This window comes from Bradyrhizobium sp. USDA3010 (genome assembly GCF_056429065.1).
The window spans coordinates 44,003-59,846 of record NZ_JBWJZD010000012.1 but is presented as its reverse complement, the minus strand read 5'-3'; the positions used below and the strand labels follow the sequence as shown (position 1 = coordinate 59,846).

Annotated in this window: 16 protein-coding genes; 6 read left to right on the top strand and 10 right to left on the bottom strand. The window is 64.4% G+C overall.

Going from position 1 to position 15,844, the window contains the following annotated elements:
- Positions 1-14: 14 nt before the first annotated feature.
- Positions 15-815 (top strand): HesA/MoeB/ThiF family protein, encoded by an 801-nt coding sequence (locus tag AC066Y_RS19910; protein WP_478275373.1) that lies wholly within the window; start codon positions 15-17, stop codon positions 813-815.
- A gap of 106 nt (positions 816-921) precedes the next feature.
- Here AC066Y_RS19910 and AC066Y_RS19905 read toward each other — a convergent pair whose 3' ends face one another.
- Positions 922-1,938: an aldo/keto reductase gene (locus AC066Y_RS19905; RefSeq protein ID WP_478275372.1), complete on the bottom strand. Its 1,017-nt coding sequence runs from the start codon at positions 1,936-1,938 to the stop codon at positions 922-924.
- Positions 1,939-2,049: 111 nt separating this feature from the next.
- Between AC066Y_RS19905 and AC066Y_RS19900 the strand changes: the two genes are divergently transcribed.
- Positions 2,050-2,970: a LysR family transcriptional regulator gene (locus AC066Y_RS19900; protein WP_478275371.1), complete on the top strand. Its 921-nt coding sequence runs from the start codon at positions 2,050-2,052 to the stop codon at positions 2,968-2,970.
- 297 nt (positions 2,971-3,267) lie between these two features.
- Here the strand turns inward: AC066Y_RS19900 and AC066Y_RS19895 are convergent, their stop codons facing one another.
- The gene (locus AC066Y_RS19895; protein WP_212312485.1) at positions 3,268-4,272 is read right to left on the bottom strand and encodes a 2-hydroxyacid dehydrogenase; all 1,005 of its coding nucleotides are present in this window, start codon (positions 4,270-4,272) and stop codon (positions 3,268-3,270) included.
- 357 nt (positions 4,273-4,629) lie between these two features.
- On the opposite strand from AC066Y_RS19895, the gene AC066Y_RS19890 reads away from it, so the two are divergent.
- Positions 4,630-5,154: an SH3 domain-containing protein gene (locus tag AC066Y_RS19890; RefSeq protein WP_478275370.1), complete on the top strand. Its 525-nt coding sequence runs from the start codon at positions 4,630-4,632 to the stop codon at positions 5,152-5,154.
- Between the two features lie 128 nt (positions 5,155-5,282).
- Here the strand turns inward: AC066Y_RS19890 and irrA are convergent, their stop codons facing one another.
- On the bottom strand, positions 5,283-5,774 hold the full coding sequence (gene irrA, locus AC066Y_RS19885) for an iron response transcriptional regulator IrrA (protein WP_478275369.1): 492 nt from the start codon (positions 5,772-5,774) through the stop codon (positions 5,283-5,285).
- A gap of 328 nt (positions 5,775-6,102) precedes the next feature.
- Between irrA and fabA the strand changes: the two genes are divergently transcribed.
- The 3 genes from fabA to fabV all read left to right on the top strand — a co-directional run bounded on the left by fabA (position 6,103) and on the right by fabV (position 9,142).
- Positions 6,103-6,624 (top strand): bifunctional 3-hydroxydecanoyl-ACP dehydratase/trans-2-decenoyl-ACP isomerase, encoded by a 522-nt coding sequence (fabA, locus tag AC066Y_RS19880; protein ID WP_092120720.1) that lies wholly within the window; start codon positions 6,103-6,105, stop codon positions 6,622-6,624.
- 43 nt (positions 6,625-6,667) lie between these two features.
- Positions 6,668-7,891 carry a beta-ketoacyl-ACP synthase I gene (gene fabB / locus AC066Y_RS19875; protein ID WP_092120717.1) on the top strand — a complete coding sequence of 408 codons (1,224 nt, stop codon included), beginning with the start codon at positions 6,668-6,670 and terminating at the stop codon, positions 7,889-7,891.
- Between the two features lie 78 nt (positions 7,892-7,969).
- Positions 7,970-9,142: an enoyl-ACP reductase FabV gene (gene fabV / locus AC066Y_RS19870; protein ID WP_478275368.1), complete on the top strand. Its 1,173-nt coding sequence runs from the start codon at positions 7,970-7,972 to the stop codon at positions 9,140-9,142.
- A gap of 114 nt (positions 9,143-9,256) precedes the next feature.
- Here the strand turns inward: fabV and AC066Y_RS19865 are convergent, their stop codons facing one another.
- From AC066Y_RS19865 to rbfA, 7 genes are all read right to left on the bottom strand, one after another.
- Entirely contained in the window at positions 9,257-9,853 is a 597-nt protein-coding gene (locus AC066Y_RS19865) for a glutathione S-transferase family protein (RefSeq protein WP_478275367.1), read from the bottom strand.
- Positions 9,854-9,971: 118 nt separating this feature from the next.
- The gene (locus AC066Y_RS19860) at positions 9,972-10,433 is read right to left on the bottom strand and encodes a GNAT family N-acetyltransferase (RefSeq protein ID WP_478275366.1); all 462 of its coding nucleotides are present in this window, start codon (positions 10,431-10,433) and stop codon (positions 9,972-9,974) included.
- A gap of 126 nt (positions 10,434-10,559) precedes the next feature.
- Positions 10,560-11,294, bottom strand: a complete 735-nt coding sequence (locus AC066Y_RS19855) for a superoxide dismutase (RefSeq protein WP_478275365.1) — start codon at positions 11,292-11,294, stop codon at positions 10,560-10,562.
- Between the two features lie 190 nt (positions 11,295-11,484).
- Complete coding sequence (pnp, locus tag AC066Y_RS19850) at positions 11,485-13,641, bottom strand: polyribonucleotide nucleotidyltransferase (protein WP_478275364.1); 2,157 nt, start codon at positions 13,639-13,641, stop codon at positions 11,485-11,487.
- 315 nt (positions 13,642-13,956) lie between these two features.
- Complete coding sequence (gene rpsO, locus AC066Y_RS19845; RefSeq protein WP_016844725.1) at positions 13,957-14,226, bottom strand: 30S ribosomal protein S15; 270 nt, start codon at positions 14,224-14,226, stop codon at positions 13,957-13,959.
- Positions 14,227-14,228: 2 nt separating this feature from the next.
- Positions 14,229-15,338, bottom strand: coding sequence for a tRNA pseudouridine(55) synthase TruB (truB, locus tag AC066Y_RS19840; protein WP_478275363.1), 1,110 nt, complete (start codon positions 15,336-15,338; stop codon positions 14,229-14,231).
- Complete coding sequence (rbfA, locus tag AC066Y_RS19835; protein WP_478275362.1) at positions 15,338-15,748, bottom strand: 30S ribosome-binding factor RbfA; 411 nt, start codon at positions 15,746-15,748, stop codon at positions 15,338-15,340. Before rbfA ends, truB begins: the two co-directional genes overlap by 1 nt.
- Positions 15,749-15,844: the final 96 nt, after the last annotated feature.

The window sequence follows — 15,844 nt, the reverse complement described above, 5'->3', positions numbered from 1 at the left end:
CGCAGGACAACCGAATGCTGAGTGCCGACGAACTTGAACGCTATGCCCGCCACATCGTGCTGCGCGAGGTGGGCGGCCCCGGCCAGAATGCACTGAAAAAGGCGTCGGTGCTGGTGATCGGCGCCGGCGGCCTTGGCGCGCCGGCGCTGATGTATCTGGCCGCCGCCGGCGTCGGCCGGCTCGGCGTGATCGATGACGACATCGTCTCGCTCTCCAATTTGCAGCGCCAGATCATCCATACGACGTCGGATATCGGCAAGCGCAAGGTCGACAGCGCGGCGGCGCAGATCCACGCGCTCAACCCGCACGTGGCGTTCGAGGCGCATCCGATGCGGCTCACCGCCGACAACGCGATGGCGATGATCGGAAATTACGATCTCGTGCTCGACGGCTCCGATAATTTCGAGACCCGCTATCTCGTCGCCGATGGCTGCTTCCTCGCGAAACGGCCGCTGATCACGGCGGCGCTGGGCCAGTTCGACGGTTCGCTGACCACGATCCGCGCGCACGAGAAGAATGCGGACGGCGTGTTCAACCCGACCTATCGCTGCCTATTCCCGGAGGCGCCGCCGCCGGGCACGGTGCCGGCCTGCGCCGAGGCCGGCGTGATGGGCGCGCTCGCAGGCGTCCTGGGATCGATGATGGCGCTGGAGGCGATCCGCGAGATCGTCGGCTTCGGCGAGGGCCTGGTCGGCCGCCTCCTGATGGTCGATGCGCGCGCGATGCGGTTCGAAACCCTGCGCTACGCGCGCGATCCGCAGAACCCGCTCAACGGTGATACACCCGGCATCACCGATCTGAGCGGGCATCTGTAGTTCGTTAAAGCGTGATGAGATTAGGTTGAGCTTGAACGACGTCGAAAGTTCACCTCTCCCGTGGGAGAGGTGAACCGAACCCACGGCAAGCCGATTCAACCAAAAATTATCCCGCTCTAGACGCGGATGCGGGCTTCTCGCTGTCCATGTGCCGGAGATGCTCCTCCGGATAGCGCCCGCCGGCGGCGGCGCCGGGCGGAAATGCTTCGGCGAGCGCGGCAAGATGCGCCGCGGTCAGCTTCACATCGCGCGCACCGAGCGCCTCGGTCAGCCGCTCGCGCCGCCGCGCGCCGACCAGCGGCACGATATCCTTGCCTTGCGCCGCGACCCAGGCAATCGCGACCTGCGCCGGGGAGGCGCCGATCTCGCCTGCGATGATGCGCAGCCGATCGGCGAGCGCGAGGTTGGTGTCGATGTTGCCGGCCTGGAAGCGCGGGCTCAGCAGGCGGAAATCCTTTGCGCCGGCGTGGTCCTTCGACCAGTGCCCGCTGATCAGCCCGCGTGCCAGCACGCCATAGGCCGATATGCCGATGCCGAGCTCGCGGCAGGTCTTCAGGATGTCGGTCTCGATGCCGCGCGAGATGAGCGAATACTCGATCTGCAGATCGGCGATCGGATGCACCTTGTGGGCACGGCGGATGGTGTCGGAACCCACTTCGGAGAGGCCGATATGGCTGATCCAGCCGGCCTTGATCATGTCGGCCATCGCGCCGACCGTATCCTCGATCGGCACATTGGGATCGAGCCGCGCCGGGCGATAGATATCAATGTGATCGACGCCGAGCCGCTGCAGCGAATAGGCGACGAAATTCTTCACGGCAGCGGGACGGCTGTCATAGCCGAGGAAGCCGTAGTTGCGATCGCGCAGCGCGCCGAACTTGACGCTGATCACGAGATTGTCGCGGCTGCGGCTCTTCAGCGCCTCGCCGATCAGCATCTCATTGTGGCCCATGCCGTAGAAGTCGCCGGTGTCGAGCAGCGTGATGCCGGCCTCGAGCGCGGCATGGATCGTCGCGATGCTCTCGCCGCGGTCGGTGGGACCATAGAAGTCGGACATGCCCATGCAGCCGAGGCCGATCAGCGAAACCGTCGGGCCGGTGGAACCGAGTTTACGTGTGTCCATGATGGTGTTCCCAAAACATTGCGGCGGATGATCCGCCGCCGCTGATATGGGCCGATCCGGTTTTTGGGATAAGCTGGACAATCGCGAACGGGTTGTTCACTATATCGAACAATGCAGGATTTCGACCTTCGCGACCTCGATGCCTTCGTGGCGGTGGCGCGCACGCGCAACTTCCGGCGTGCCGCGCTGGAGAGCCGCGTCTCGGTCTCAAGCCTCAGCCAGCGCCTGCGCGATATGGAGGAGCGGCTCGGCGTCCGCCTGATGAACCGCACCACCCGCAGCGTTGCCCTGACCGAAGCCGGCGAACTGCTGCTCGCCCGCGTCGCGCCGGCAATGGTCAACGTCGCCGACGCGATCACCGAGGTGCGCGGCCTGCGCGCCGAGCCTTCGGGGCGGCTGCGCATCAACGCGCCGCCGCCCGCGGTCGATCTCGTGCTGGCGCCGATGGTCGCGCCGTTCCTCGCCAAATATCCGCAGGTCGATCTCGATATCGTCGCCGAAAGTGCGTTCGTGGACATCGTCGCGCAGGGCTTTGACGCCGGCGTGCGCTATGGCGAGCACCTGGCGCAGGACATGGTGGCGGTCCCGCTCGGCGCGCCGCAACGCTACGCGGTCGTGGCGTCGCGCGATTACGTCGCGAAGCATGGCCGGCCGATGTATCCGAAGGATCTGCTGGCGCATGCCTGCATCCGTAGCCGCTTCAGCAACGGCGTGATGTTCGATTGGGAGTTCGAGAAGAACGGGCGGGTGGTGAAGGTGTCGCCGCCGGCCAAGCTGACCGCGACCTATCTCGGGCTTGCGCTACGCGCGGTGCATGACGGCGTCGGCTACTGGGCGACATTCGAGGGCTATGTCCGCTACGGCATCAAATCGGGTGCGCTCGTCAGCGTGCTCGACGACTGGTGTCCGCCGTTTGACGGGCCGTTTTTGTACTACCCGAGCCGGCGTCAGCCGCCACCGGCGCTCGCCGCGTTCGTGTCGTTCGTCGCCGACTGGCGCAAGCAGGCGCGGCGGAAGACGAAGTCGAGCTAGTCCCACATCGTCGTCCCGGCGAAGGCCGGGACGCGCCGGTATGTATTTACAGCGAGTGCCGACCCGCGCCGTCTCCTTTGCATGGGGTTGTTTTCGATATTTTTGCCAGCCGCTCTCTTCCCCTTCCCCCTGAAAGGGGGAAGGTCGGGATGGGGGGTCAGCCGCAGACGCCGCTGCGCGTGGAGAGAGCGGGATCCCCACCCGCTTTGCTCTGATGAGCAAAGCGACCTCCCCTTTTCAAGGGGAGGTTGGAACTGCGTGGCTTGGATGGAGCGCGACGCAAGCCCGGCTACGGAATCACAGCATGCTCGGCAGCACGCGATCCGGCGGCTTGTGGGCGTCGAGGAAGGTTCGGATATTGATGATCACCTTCTCGCCCATCTCGACGCGGCCTTCGATGGTGGCCGAGCCCATATGCGGCAGCAGCGTCACCTTGCCGGCCCTGGCGAGCCGCACCAGCTTCGGGTTCACCGCGGGCTCGTGCTCATAGACGTCGAGACCCGCGCCTCCGACATCGCCGGCTTCGATCAGCTTGATCAGCGTGTCCTCGTCGATCACCTCGCCGCGCGCGGTGTTGACGATATAGGCTTCCTTCCGGATCAGCTTGAGCCGCCGCGCCGAGAGCAGGTGATAGGTCGCCGGCGTGTGCGGGCAGTTCACCGAGATGATGTCCATCCGCGCCAGCATCTGGTCGAGGCTTTCCCAATAGGTCGCCCCTAACTCCTCGGCGATGACGGGCGCCACCGGCCGGCGGTTGTGATAGTGGATCTGCAGGCCGAAGGCGCGTGCGCGGCGCGCCACGGCCTGGCCGATGCGGCCCATGCCGATGATGCCGAGCCGCTTTCCGCCGATGCGGTGGCCCAGCATCCAGGTCGGCGACCAGCCGGCCCAGTGTTGCTTGCCTTCGGTCAGGATCGCGGCGCCTTCGATCATGCGGCGCGGCACGGCAAGGATCAGCGCCATCGTCATGTCGGCGGTGTCTTCGGTCAGCACCTTCGGCGTATTGGTCACCGTGATGCCGCGGGCATGCGCGGCGGTGACGTCGATATTGTCGACGCCATTGCCGAAATTGGCGATCAGCTTCAACTTGCAGTCGGGCTGATTGATCACGTCCTCGCGGATCATGTCGGTCACGGTCGGCACCAGCACGTCGGCGGTCCTCGCCGCCTCGGCTATCTGTTCCGGCGTCATCGGCGTGTCGTCGAGATTCAGTCTGGCATCGAACAGCTCGCGCATCCGGGTCTCGATCGAGTCCGGCAGCTTGCGGGTGACGACGACGAGAGGCTTTTTCTTCACCGACATGTCCTGCTTTCATGAGGCGCGCGGCCCGTCAAAAACCGAGCCGTTGAGGCCTCATTAACCCGGTTGTTCGACACTGCTGATAGCCGCGCTGTCCCGGCGTTTCCTTCGCGTTTCCTAGGGTTCCCCGATACTTGCCCCGGCTGTCGCCAAGGGGAGACAACGGGAAATTCGGGTGTTCTGGCTCTCAGGCGTTCCGTCCTCTCTAGCAGAAGGCCGGGCCAAGACAAGAACCCCTCGGATCGATGCGGGCAGGGAACGAACAGCGCCGGCGCGGGGGCCTTCGGGCACGGGTTTGAATTTGGGTTTGGGTTGCAGCTCGCCGAATGCGGGTTGGGCATCTCGGCAGGAGACGAGTTGATGGTCTGGCGTTTCGGTTCATTGGTGGCTCTGGTCGGGAGCATGCTGAGCGCGTCGGTCATCCCCGGACATACCGCCAAGGATTTGAGCCCCACCACCAGCGGCCTGCCGATTCCGCGCTATGTCAGCCTGAAATCCGATCATGTGAACGTCCGGGCCGGCCCGACCAAGGACAATGACGTCGCCTGGGTCTACACGCGGTCGGGGCTGCCGGTCGAAATCACCGCGGAGTTCGAGAACTGGCGCCGGGTGCGCGATTCCGAGGGCGCCGAAGGCTGGGTCTATCACTCCCTGCTGTCCGGCCGCCGCACCGCGGTCGTCACGATGAAGAACAAGGACGATCTGGCCTCGTTGTACGATCGTCCCGACGCCACCAGCGCCATCGCGGCACGCCTGCAGGCCGGCGTCGTCGCACAGGTCAAGAAATGCGCCAATAACTGGTGCCGGGTCACCGGCAACGGGTTCGACGGCTGGATCGAGCAGCAACGCCTGTGGGGCGTCTACGCCGACGAGAAGGTGGACTGACGTCTGTTGTCGTCCCGGCGAAGGCCGGGACCCATACCGCGTGATCTCTCGATAGCGCGCGCTGGGGAGTCGCCCTAGTAGAAAACGAATTTGTGGTTATGGGTCCCGGCTTTCGCCGGGACGACGAGTTAGCGCTTCTTGCGCAGCCGCACGACCATGTCGACACGGGAAATCTCGTAGCCCTCAGGCACGTTGGGCATCTTCGACAGCACGAGGTTCGGGTCGGGAATGTCGACCAGCTCGTGGTTGTGCTCGAGATAGAAGTGGTGATGCGTCGACACATTCGTGTCGAAATAGGTCTTGGTACCGTCGACGCTGACCTGGCGCAGCAGGCCGGCATCGGTCAGCTGGTTGAGGGTGTTGTAGACGGTCGCCAGCGACACCGGAACCTTGGCCAGCGTGGCTTCCTCGTACAGCATTTCAGCGGTCAGGTGGCGGGCACCCTTGCCGAACAGCAGCCAACCCAGCGCCATGCGCTGACGGGTCGGCCGGAGGCCGGCAGACTGCAGCATCTCGTTGACGTCATGCCACGGACAACCGGTCAGGGCAGGGTGGTGCCCAGCGCCCCGGGCAGCCGGGTGCACGGCATCATCGTTCGCAGCCGGTACTTCGTCGTTCATATCCACTCTATGCACCCAACTCAGGCAATATTCCTCATAAATATAAAAAGGATGCCCATCAGATGCAAGTTTTTCGCAACTAGAACGAATCCAAGCTGCGGTAGAAACCTAAGGAGAAACGGCAATTTATCATCGGAATGCCGCTTTGCCGCCCGATTGGCCCTATGTTAGAGAGCGCGCGGACCACATATGCGCTTTCGGCAGAGATAACAGGCCGGTAGCGTACCCAGGTAGCGCCAAGATGCGGGACGGGATATTCCGGTTCCCGTGGGTAGATTAAGGTCCGACCAAGCAAAGCGCTTCATCGGGACATCAGAGGTGAAAGAGGATGCTGGATCGGCGCGGCGGTTACGAATACGAGGATTTGCTGGCTTGCGGGCGGGGCGAGCTTTTCGGTCCCGGCAACGCCCAGTTGCCGCTGCCACCGATGCTGATGTTCGATCGCATCAGTGAGATCTCGCAAACCGGCGGCGAGTACGGCAAGGGGCTGGTGCGCGCCGAGCTCGAAGTGAAGCCGGATCTCTGGTTCTTCGGCTGCCATTTCAAGAACGATCCGGTGATGCCGGGCTGCCTCGGCCTCGATGCCATGTGGCAAATGGTCGGCTTTTACCTTGGCTGGATCGGTGGCGAAGGTCATGGCCGCGCGCTCGGCCTCGGCGAGCTGAAGTTCTCCGGACAGGTGCTGCCGCACGCGCGCAAGGTTGTGTACAACATCGATATCAAGCGCGTGATGCGGTCAAAGCTCGTGCTTGGAATTGCTGACGGGTGGCTTTCCATGGACGACGAGATTATCTATCGCGCCAAGGACTTGAAGGTCGGATTGTTCAAGCAGGGCACGGCGCCATCTTGAGCAGGATCATCATGCGGCAACATAAGGGCAGGGCGAGGCGAACATGAGGCGGGTTGTCATCACGGGGATGGGGATTGTCTCGTCCATCGGTAACAACACCCAGGAAGTGCTTGCGAGCCTCTACGAGGCGAAGTCGGGCATTTCGCGTGCGGAGAAGGCTGCGGAGCTTGGCTTCCGTTCGCAGGTGCACGGTGCGCCGACGCTCAATCCCGCCGAGGTGATCGATCGCCGCGCGATGCGGTTCCTCGCCGAAGGTGCTGCGTGGAATCACGTCGCCATGGAGCAGGCGATCCGCGACTCCGGCCTCGAGGAGAACGAGGTCTCCAACATCCGCACCGGCATCATCATGGGATCTGGCGGACCGTCGACGCGAACGCTGGTGGAGGCCGCCGACATCGCGCGCGCCAAGGGCCCGAAGCGCGTTGGCCCGTTCGCCGTGCCGAAGGGGATGTCGTCGACCGCGTCGGCGACGCTCGCGACCTGGTTCAAGATCAAGGGCGTGAACTACTCGATCTCCTCGGCCTGCGCGACGTCGAACCATTGCATTGGCAATGCCTACGAGACGATCCAGATCGGCAAGCAGGACATCATCTTCGCCGGTGGCTGCGAGGAACTCGACTGGACGCTGTCGGTGCTGTTCGACGCCATGGGCGCGATGTCGTCGAAGTATAACGACACGCCGGCGACCGCCTCGCGTCCCTACGACATCAGCCGCGACGGTTTCGTGATCGCCGGTGGCGCAGGTGTCGTGGTGCTCGAAGAGCTCGAGCATGCCAAGGCGCGCGGCGCGCGGATCTACGGTGAGGTCGTCGGCTACGGCGCGACCTCGGACGGGTACGACATGGTGGCGCCGTCGGGCGAGGGCGCCGAGCGCTGCATGCGCATGGCGATGTCGACGGTGGATACGCCGGTCGACTACATCAATCCGCACGCCACCTCGACGCCGGCCGGCGATCCGCCCGAGATCGAGGCGATCCGCAAGGTGTTCGGCACCGGCGACAAGTGCCCGCCGATCTCCGCGACCAAGGCGCTGACCGGCCACTCGCTCGGCGCCACCGGCGTGCAGGAAGCGATCTACTCGCTGCTGATGCTGAACAACGGCTTCATCTGCGAGAGCGCGCATATCACCGAGCTCGATCCGGTGTTCGCCGACATGCCGATCGTGCGCAAGCGCATCGACAACGCCAAGCTCACGACCGTGCTGTCGAACTCGTTCGGCTTCGGCGGCACCAACGCCACGCTGGTATTCAGGCGGCTTGATGCCTGATTTCGTCTCTCCTCGCTTGCTGAGGGAGGTCCGCAGGCAGCGAATGGGGATATTGCAACGATCCGGAATGGGGTGGGAATGATTATTGAACCGCGCGTGCGAGGCTTCATCTGCACGACGGCACATCCCGTCGGCTGCGCCACGAATGTCCGCGAACAGATCGCCTACGTTCTCAAGCAGGGTCCGGTCGCGGACTGCCCGAAACGCGTTGCCGTGCTCGGCTGCTCGACGGGCTACGGCCTGGCGAGCCGCATCGTCGCGACCTTCGCCGGCGGCGCGGACACGATCGGCGTATCGCTGGAGCGCGAGCCGTCGGAAAAGAGGAGCGCCAGCGCCGGCTGGTACAACAACCGCGCCTTCGAGATCGAGGCCCAGAAGATCGGGCGCTCGCCGCTCACGCTGGAGGGCGATGCCTTCTCCGACGAGATGAAGAAAGACTTCATCGAGCGCGTGCGCGAAAAATTCGGACAGCTCGACTTGCTGGTTTACAGCATGGCAGCGCCGGTCCGCACCGATCCGGACACGGGCAAGACCTATCGCTCGGTCATCAAGCCGCTGGGCGCGCCGGTCGAGATCAAGACGCTCGACACCGAGACCGGCGAGGTGTTCCAGACCACCCTTGAGCCTGCGAACGAGGAGCAAACCGCGGCCACGGTCGCGGTGATGGGCGGCGATGACTGGAAGCGCTGGATCGACCAGCTCGCCGATGCCGGCGTGCTGGCGCCGGGCTTCCGCACGCTCAACTACACCTATATCGGCAGCGAACTGACCTGGCCGATCTACTGGAACGGCACCCTCGGCCGCGCCAAGGTCGATCTCGACAGCAAGGCGGAAGCGATCCGGGGCCGGCTCGGTGCGGACGCCGCCCGCGTCGTCGCGCTGAAGGCCGTGGTCACCCAGGCGAGCTCGGCCATTCCGGTGGTGCCGCTCTATGGCACGGTGCTGTTCAAGGTGATGAAGCAGCTCGGGCTCCATGAGGGCTGCATCGAGCAGATCGACCGCCTGTTCCGCACCCGCCTCGGCAAGGGTGTCGAGCTCGACGATGCGCAGCGCATCCGGGTCGACGATTGGGAGCTTTCGCCCGAAGTGCAGACGGAAGTGTCGCGGCGCTGGCCGCTGCTCACCACCGAGACGCTCGGCGAGTTGGCGGACCTCGGCGAATACAAGAGCCAGTTCCTCCGCCTGTTCGGCTTTGGCATCGATGGCGTCGACTACACGCAGGACGTCGATCCGCGCGTCGTCCCGGGTTAGGGCCGGAACCACCGCTCCGTAGCCCGGATGGAGCGGAGCGCAATCCGAGACAGACGTTGACGTGGAGATAGTTTCCCGGATTTCGCTTCGCTTCATCCGGGCTACGTCGCTGCGTTACCCCGCCGCAATCTTCTCCGCGCGCTGGAACGCGGGCCGCGCCACGCAGCGGTCGATATAGGCCTCGAATGACGGCCGCGGCGGCACCATCTTGAACACGCGCACCGCAAAGTTCAGTCCCGCCCCGATCGCGATGTCGGCGGCGGAGAACTGATCGCCGAGAATCCATGGCCCCTTCCGCAACTCGGCATCGAGCACGTCGAACACCTGCGCCGCGCTGCCCCATGCCGCGGTGCTGGTCGGCACCTCGAGCTTGGTGAAGAGCTGGATCAGCGCCGGCTCGATGCAGCTCGGTGAGAAGAACAGCCATTGCAGATAGCGTGCGCGCTTCGGATCGTTCGTGGCCGGCGCGAGCTTGGTCTCCGGATAGCGGTCGGCGATATAGGCGCAGATCGCGGCGGCCTCGGCGAGCCGGGCATCGCCGTCGGTCAACGCCGGCACCTTGCCCATCGGGTTGATCTTGAGGAAGTCCGGCGCCTTCTGTGCGCCGGTGCTGATATCGGTCAGCACCCGTTCGTAAGCCAGGCCGGATTCTTCCAGCAGCCAGATGGCGGAGAACGAGCGCGAGCGCGGCGACCAGTACAGCTTGATCATGGTGCGGTCCCTTCTTTGGCATGGACGAACGGCGTCCGTTACATCGCGCGTCCGCCACGAATTGGCAACGCACGACGGATGGGCAAATCGCGTGACCTCAGGTCGAGATGTTGGTCAATTAGGCGACTTTCGCTCTCTTCCACCGGTAGTGCTTCATCATGAAACCGGTGACCGGATTGGGCGCTTCCTTCTCGAAGACAAAGCCTTCGCGCTCGTACCAGCGCCAGGCCTTCGCGTTCTCGCGGACGCATTTCAACCAGATCTCGTCGGGCATCTGTTGGCGCGTGAAGGCGAGCAGATGGCGTCCGAGGCTCTGGCCCTGATGGGTGGGCACGACCATCAGCTGGTCGAGCAAAAAGGTCGGCAGGTGCAGCGCCAGCATGGCGGCGATGGTGCCGTGATCGTCGGCGACGAACAGGCTCCAGCCGCCCGCGATCTCGCGCGGCAGACGGGCGCGCAGGTTGTTCAACAGACCTTCGCTTGCCTGCGAGAGCCCGGTCGAGACCCAGCTGTCCATCCAGGCGCGCGCGATCGCATCAAGTTCGTCAGCACGGGCAGGGCGGATGATCGGCAGCGTCATCGTCGATCCCCTTGGCGTTCGGCACCGGCGGCGCGAAGCTGCGGACGTATAAAGGTGGAAGCCCCGCGAAGCGATCGCGGGGCTTTCAAGCCTAACGCAGTTCGTTGCGACCGGCGAGCCCGCGGCTCACACGCCGAGCGTGCCGGCCTTGGCTGCGGCATAACGCTCGGCCACGGCCTTCCAGTTCACCGTATTCCACCACGCCTTGAGGTAATCGGGCCGGCGGTTCTGGTAGGTCAGGTAATAGGCGTGCTCCCAGACGTCGTTGCCGAGCAGCGCGCGTTTGCCGTCCATGATTGGATTGTCCTGGTTCGGCCGCGTCTCGATCGCGAGCTTGCCGTCCTTGGTCACGGTGACGAACACCCAGCCGGAGCCGAACACGCGCCCGCCGGCGGCGTTGAAATCGGCCTGGAGTTTTTCCAAGCCGCCGAGGTCGCGGTCGATCGCGGCGAGCACATCGCCGTCGGGCTTGCCGCCGTTCGGTCCCATGATCTGCCAGAACATCGTATGGTTGGCGTGGCCACCCATGTTGTTGCGCACGCCGGTGCGGATCGCGTCCGGCACGCTGCCGAGATTGGCGAGCACCTCGGTGACCGGCTTCTCCGCGATCTGGGGATTGTCCTTCGCGAATGTGTTGAGGTTGGTGACATAGGCCTGATGATGCCGGTCGTGATGGATTTCCATCGTCTTGGCATCGATATGCGGCTCCAGCGCATTGGCGGGATAGGGGAGCGGATCGATCTTGAACGGTCCGCTCGGGGCCTGCGTTGCGGCCTGCGCGAACGCTGCGCGCGACGAGATGGCGGCCGCGGCGATGCCGCCTGCTGCGATGATCAAATGGCGTCGGGACATCGAGGACATCGTGGTTCTCCGTGCTGGGAAAGCGTCCTGATGTTAGGCGCGAGTTGTGAACGGGTTCCAGCGATTCCGGTCACATTGCCGGGTCAAAACCGCGCATGCCGATCAGCGGAGATTGATTTGCGTTCGAGTTGCACCAACGAAAAAGGGCGGCCGCTGGGGCCGCCCTCTGCTAACTATCAGTCCGCCCCGGCTACTCGCCGGCAGCTTCGCGCGGGGCCGGGGCGTCGGTCTTCTGCTTGGCCTCGAGGTCCTCGCCGGTCTCCTGGTCGACCGCCTTCATCGACAGGCGGGTCTTGCCGCGATCGTCGAAGCCGAGCAGCTTGACCTTGACCTTGTCGCCTTCCTTGACGACGTCGGAGGTCTTCTGAACGCGGCTGGCCGCGAGCTGGCTGATGTGGACGAGACCGTCCTTGGCGCCGAAGAAGTTCACGAACGCGCCGAACTCCATCACCTTGACGACGGTGCCGTCGTAGATCTGGCCGATCTCCGGATCGGAGGCGATCGACTTGATCCACTTGATCGCAGCCTTCATCGCCTCGCCATCGTTGGAGGCGACCTTCACGGTGCCGTCGTCCTCGATGTTGACCTTGGCGCCGGTCTTCTCGACGATCTCGCGGATCACCTTGCCGCCGGTGCCGATCACTTCGCGGATCTTGTCGGTTGCGATCTTGAAGGTCTCGATGCGCGGCGCGTATTCGCCGAGCTCGGCACGCGCGGCGGTCAGGGCCTTGGACATCTCACCCAGGATGTGGATGCGTCCTTCCTTGGCCTGGCCGAGCGCCACCTTCATGATCTCTTCGGTGATGCCCTCGATCTTGATGTCCATCTGGAGCGAGGTGATGCCCTGGTCGGTGCCGGCGACCTTGAAGTCCATGTCGCCGAGATGATCCTCGTCGCCGAGGATGTCCGACAGCACCGCGAAGCGCTGACCTTCGAGGATCAGGCCCATGGCGATACCGGCGGTCGGCCGCTTCAGCGGCACGCCGGCGTCCATCAGCGACAACGAGGCGCCGCAGACCGAGGCCATCGAGGACGAGCCGTTCGACTCGGTGATCTCGGAGACCACGCGGATCGTGTACGGGAACTCGTGATGCGGCGGCAGCACCGGGTGGATCGCACGCCAGGCGAGCTTGCCGTGGCCGATCTCGCGGCGCTTGGTGCCGCCGAGGCGACCGGTTTCACCGACCGAGTAGGGCGGGAAGTTGTAGTGCAGCAGGAACGTTTCCTTGTACGTCCCCGACAGCGCGTCGATGTACTGCTCGTCCTCGCCGGTGCCGAGCGTGGTCACCACCATCGCCTGGGTCTCACCGCGGGTGAACAGCGCCGAGCCGTGGGCGCGCGGCAGCACGCCGGCTTCGGCGATGATGTTGCGCACGGTCTTGGCGTCACGGCCGTCGATCCGCTTGCCGGTGTCGAGGATGTTCCAGCGGACGATCTTGGCTTCCAGTTCCTTGAACACGCCGGCGACGCGGAGCTTGTCGTACTTCGGCTCCTGGCCTTCCGGGAAGAAGTGCGCCAGCACCTTCTCCTTGACGGCGCCGACCGCGGCATAGCGTTCCTGCTTGACCGGGATCGCGTAGGCCTTGCGGAGATCCTGCTCGGCAATGCCGAGCATTTCCTTCTCGATCTCCGAATTGTCGATCGTGGTGACTTCGCGCGGCTCCTTGGCGGCCTTCTCGGCGAGCTCGATGATCGCGTTGATGACCGGCTGGAAGTGGCGGTGGCCGAACATGACCGCGCCGAGCATCACGTCTTCGTTGAGCTCCTTGGCTTCCGATTCGACCATCAGCACGGCGTCGGCGGTGCCGGCGACGACGAGATCGAGCTGGGTCTCGGTCATCTCGTCGAGCGTCGGGTTGAGCACGTATTCGTCATTGGCGAAGCCGACGCGCGCGGCGCCGATCGGGCCCTTGAACGGCGCGCCCGACAGCGTCAGGGCGGCAGAGGCGGCGACCAGCGACACGATGTCCGGATCGTTCTCCATGTCGTGCGACAGGACGGTGACGATCACCTGGGTCTCGTTGCGCCAGCCGTCGACGAACAGCGGACGGATCGGGCGGTCGATCAGACGGGAGACCAGCGTTTCCTTCTCGGTCGGACGGCCTTCGCGCTTGAAATAGCCGCCGGGAATGCGGCCCGCGGCGTAGGTCTTCTCCTGGTAGTCGACCGTGAGCGGCAGGAAGTCGACGCCTTCGCGCGGCGTCTTCGCCGCGACGACGGTGGCGAGCACCACGGTCTCGCCGTAGGTGGCCATCACGGCGCCGTCGGCCTGGCGGGCGACCTTGCCGGTTTCAAGTTTGAGGGGACGTCCACCCCAGTCGATCTCGACGGAATGCGAATTGAACATTTCGGTTTTCTTTCATGGTTTCACGAAAGCACGGCGCCCTGAAATACAAAGACCATGCCAAGACGGCGAGACACTGATGCGCTGCTGCGGTCAGCATCCGGCGATCCTGCCATGGTCCCTGGATTTCGGATGGCGTCCATCCTTTCGGTCATCTGGGCATCTTGCCCGGTCCAGCGGCCGGATTGCTGCTGGACGCTAGTGCGCATGGCGCGATGGCCATGCTGTTGCGCATGATCATCTTTCGACAATTCGAAAGTCCGATTCACGGACGACCATGCGAAAACGCGCGCGAACCTCGCGCGCGTGCTTCTTAAATCAACGACGGATGTTGTGCTTCTCGAGCAGCGCCTTGTAGCGCGCCTCGTCCTTGCGCTTGATGTAGTCAAGCAGGGAGCGACGCGTCGACACCAGCTTCAGGAGGCCGCGGCGTGAATGGTTGTCCTTCACATGGCTCTTGAAGTGCTCGGTGAGGTTATTGATGCGTTCCGACAGGATCGCGACCTGAACCTCGGGCGAGCCGGTGTCGCCGGCTTTGTTGGCATTCGTCTTGATGACTTCCGCTTTGCGTTCGGCGGTAATCGACATCGTCAGTTACTTTCGTTGTTGCGAGCCGGACCGGCAGTCAGTCCGTTCAGGTGGAACACGCGCTTGGGGATGAGTTCGCCATTGCCAATCTCGGCAAGCGCGAGAAGCCGGCCTGCCACCGTGACATAGACTGTGCCGCTGGTATTGGGCGCATCCCGTCCGCGCAACAAAACGGCCTGGCCCCGGTGGAGCCTTGCCGCATCAGCCCGTGTGACGGCCAGTGCCGGGATGTCGTCCAGCGCGGTCTCAACGGGCAAAAGCGCGTCGGCGAGGCTGCCCTCGCCAGACGCGGCTCTATTGCATAAAGCCTCCAACTGTTCCAGCGGAATCATGTCCCGCTCGGTAAACGGACCGACCAGGGTCCGCCGCAGGGCGCAGATATGGCCGAAACAGCCCAGAATCCGGCCCATATCGCGGGCCAGGGCTCGGACATAGGTTCCCTTGCCGCATTCGGCTTCGAACACGGATTGTCCGTTATCTCCGTGTTCCACAAGGGTTAATTCGTGAATCTCGACCGGGCGGGGCTTCAGTTCCACGGTCTCGCCGTCGCGTGCCAGATCATAGGCCCGCTCACCCTGCACCTTGATGGCCGAATATTGCGGCGGGACCTGCTCGATCACCCCGGTGAAGCGCGGCAGCAATTGGCGGATCGAATCGGGGGTCGGCCGGCTCTCGCTGGTCCGGACCGGCCGTCCCTCGGTGTCGTCGGTGTCGCGCTCCTCGCCCCAGCTGACCGTGAAGCGGTAGCGCTTGCGGCCGTCCATCACGAACGGCACCGTCTTGGTGGCCTCGCCCAGCGCGATCGGCAGGCCGCCGGAGGCGAGCGGATCGAGCGTGCCGGCATGGCCGGCGCGCTTGGCCTGGAACAGCCGCTTGAGCACGGCGACGGCCTGCGTCGAGGTCATTCCGATCGGCTTGTCGAGCACCACCCAGCCATGGACGTCGCGCTTGTCGCGGCGCGGCTGCTGGTTCTGCTTGCCCTGCTTCTGGCGCGGGTCGTTGTTGGTGCGGCGCGCATCGTCGGTGCGCGGCCCGGCAAAAGCATCCCGCTCAGCGTCGCGCGCGTCGGCATCCTTCGCGTCGATCACGCTGTTGGTCGTCATCACAGTCATCACTCGTCGTCCGAATCGGGTGCAAGGTCTCGCTGCACCGCAGGTGTCCGCAGTAGTTTCTCGATGCGCTCCGCCTCGTCGAATCGCTCATCGACGCGGAAGCGAATGTCGGGTGCAAATTTCAGGTTGACGCGATGCGCGATCTCGCCGCGAAGGAACTTCTTGTTGCGCTCGAGCGCGGCGATCACCGCGTCGGTGTCGCGTCCGCCGAGCGGCATCACATAGACCGTGGCGAGTTTCAGGTCCGGCGACATGCGCACCTCGGGAACGGTGATGATGCGGCCTTCCAGATCGGGATCGTGGACCTCACCCTGCGACAGAATCTCGGCAACCGCATGGCGAACCGTTTCGCCGACGCGCAGCTGACGTTGCGATCCGCCGGGGCTGGAACTCTTCTTTTGACGGGGCATGACCTTCTTCCAAAATCGTCGCGCCCGCCGGCCTTGGCCGCGGGCATCAATGTCCTAGCTTTGCTTTCAATCGGACGATGCGCCGGTGGCCGGACT

What these genes read in the sequence shown, in the direction of transcription:
- AC066Y_RS19910 (WP_478275373.1), top strand. Translation starts at nt 15, where the DNA reads ATGCTGAGTGCCGACGAACTTGAACGCTATGCCCGCCACATCGTGCTG.
- AC066Y_RS19905 (WP_478275372.1), bottom strand. Translation starts at nt 1,938, where the DNA reads ATGGACACACGTAAACTCGGTTCCACCGGCCCGACGGTTTCGCTGATC.
- AC066Y_RS19900 (WP_478275371.1), top strand. Translation starts at nt 2,050, where the DNA reads ATGCAGGATTTCGACCTTCGCGACCTCGATGCCTTCGTGGCGGTGGCG.
- AC066Y_RS19895 (WP_212312485.1), bottom strand. Translation starts at nt 4,272, where the DNA reads ATGTCGGTGAAGAAAAAGCCTCTCGTCGTCGTCACCCGCAAGCTGCCG.
- AC066Y_RS19890 (WP_478275370.1), top strand. Translation starts at nt 4,630, where the DNA reads ATGGTCTGGCGTTTCGGTTCATTGGTGGCTCTGGTCGGGAGCATGCTG.
- irrA (WP_478275369.1), bottom strand. Translation starts at nt 5,774, where the DNA reads ATGAACGACGAAGTACCGGCTGCGAACGATGATGCCGTGCACCCGGCT.
- fabA (WP_092120720.1), top strand. Translation starts at nt 6,103, where the DNA reads ATGCTGGATCGGCGCGGCGGTTACGAATACGAGGATTTGCTGGCTTGC.
- fabB (WP_092120717.1), top strand. Translation starts at nt 6,668, where the DNA reads ATGAGGCGGGTTGTCATCACGGGGATGGGGATTGTCTCGTCCATCGGT.
- fabV (WP_478275368.1), top strand. Translation starts at nt 7,970, where the DNA reads ATGATTATTGAACCGCGCGTGCGAGGCTTCATCTGCACGACGGCACAT.
- AC066Y_RS19865 (WP_478275367.1), bottom strand. Translation starts at nt 9,853, where the DNA reads ATGATCAAGCTGTACTGGTCGCCGCGCTCGCGCTCGTTCTCCGCCATC.
- AC066Y_RS19860 (WP_478275366.1), bottom strand. Translation starts at nt 10,433, where the DNA reads ATGACGCTGCCGATCATCCGCCCTGCCCGTGCTGACGAACTTGATGCG.
- AC066Y_RS19855 (WP_478275365.1), bottom strand. Translation starts at nt 11,294, where the DNA reads ATGTCCTCGATGTCCCGACGCCATTTGATCATCGCAGCAGGCGGCATC.
- pnp (WP_478275364.1), bottom strand. Translation starts at nt 13,641, where the DNA reads ATGTTCAATTCGCATTCCGTCGAGATCGACTGGGGTGGACGTCCCCTC.
- rpsO (WP_016844725.1), bottom strand. Translation starts at nt 14,226, where the DNA reads ATGTCGATTACCGCCGAACGCAAAGCGGAAGTCATCAAGACGAATGCC.
- truB (WP_478275363.1), bottom strand. Translation starts at nt 15,338, where the DNA reads ATGACTGTGATGACGACCAACAGCGTGATCGACGCGAAGGATGCCGAC.
- rbfA (WP_478275362.1), bottom strand. Translation starts at nt 15,748, where the DNA reads ATGCCCCGTCAAAAGAAGAGTTCCAGCCCCGGCGGATCGCAACGTCAG.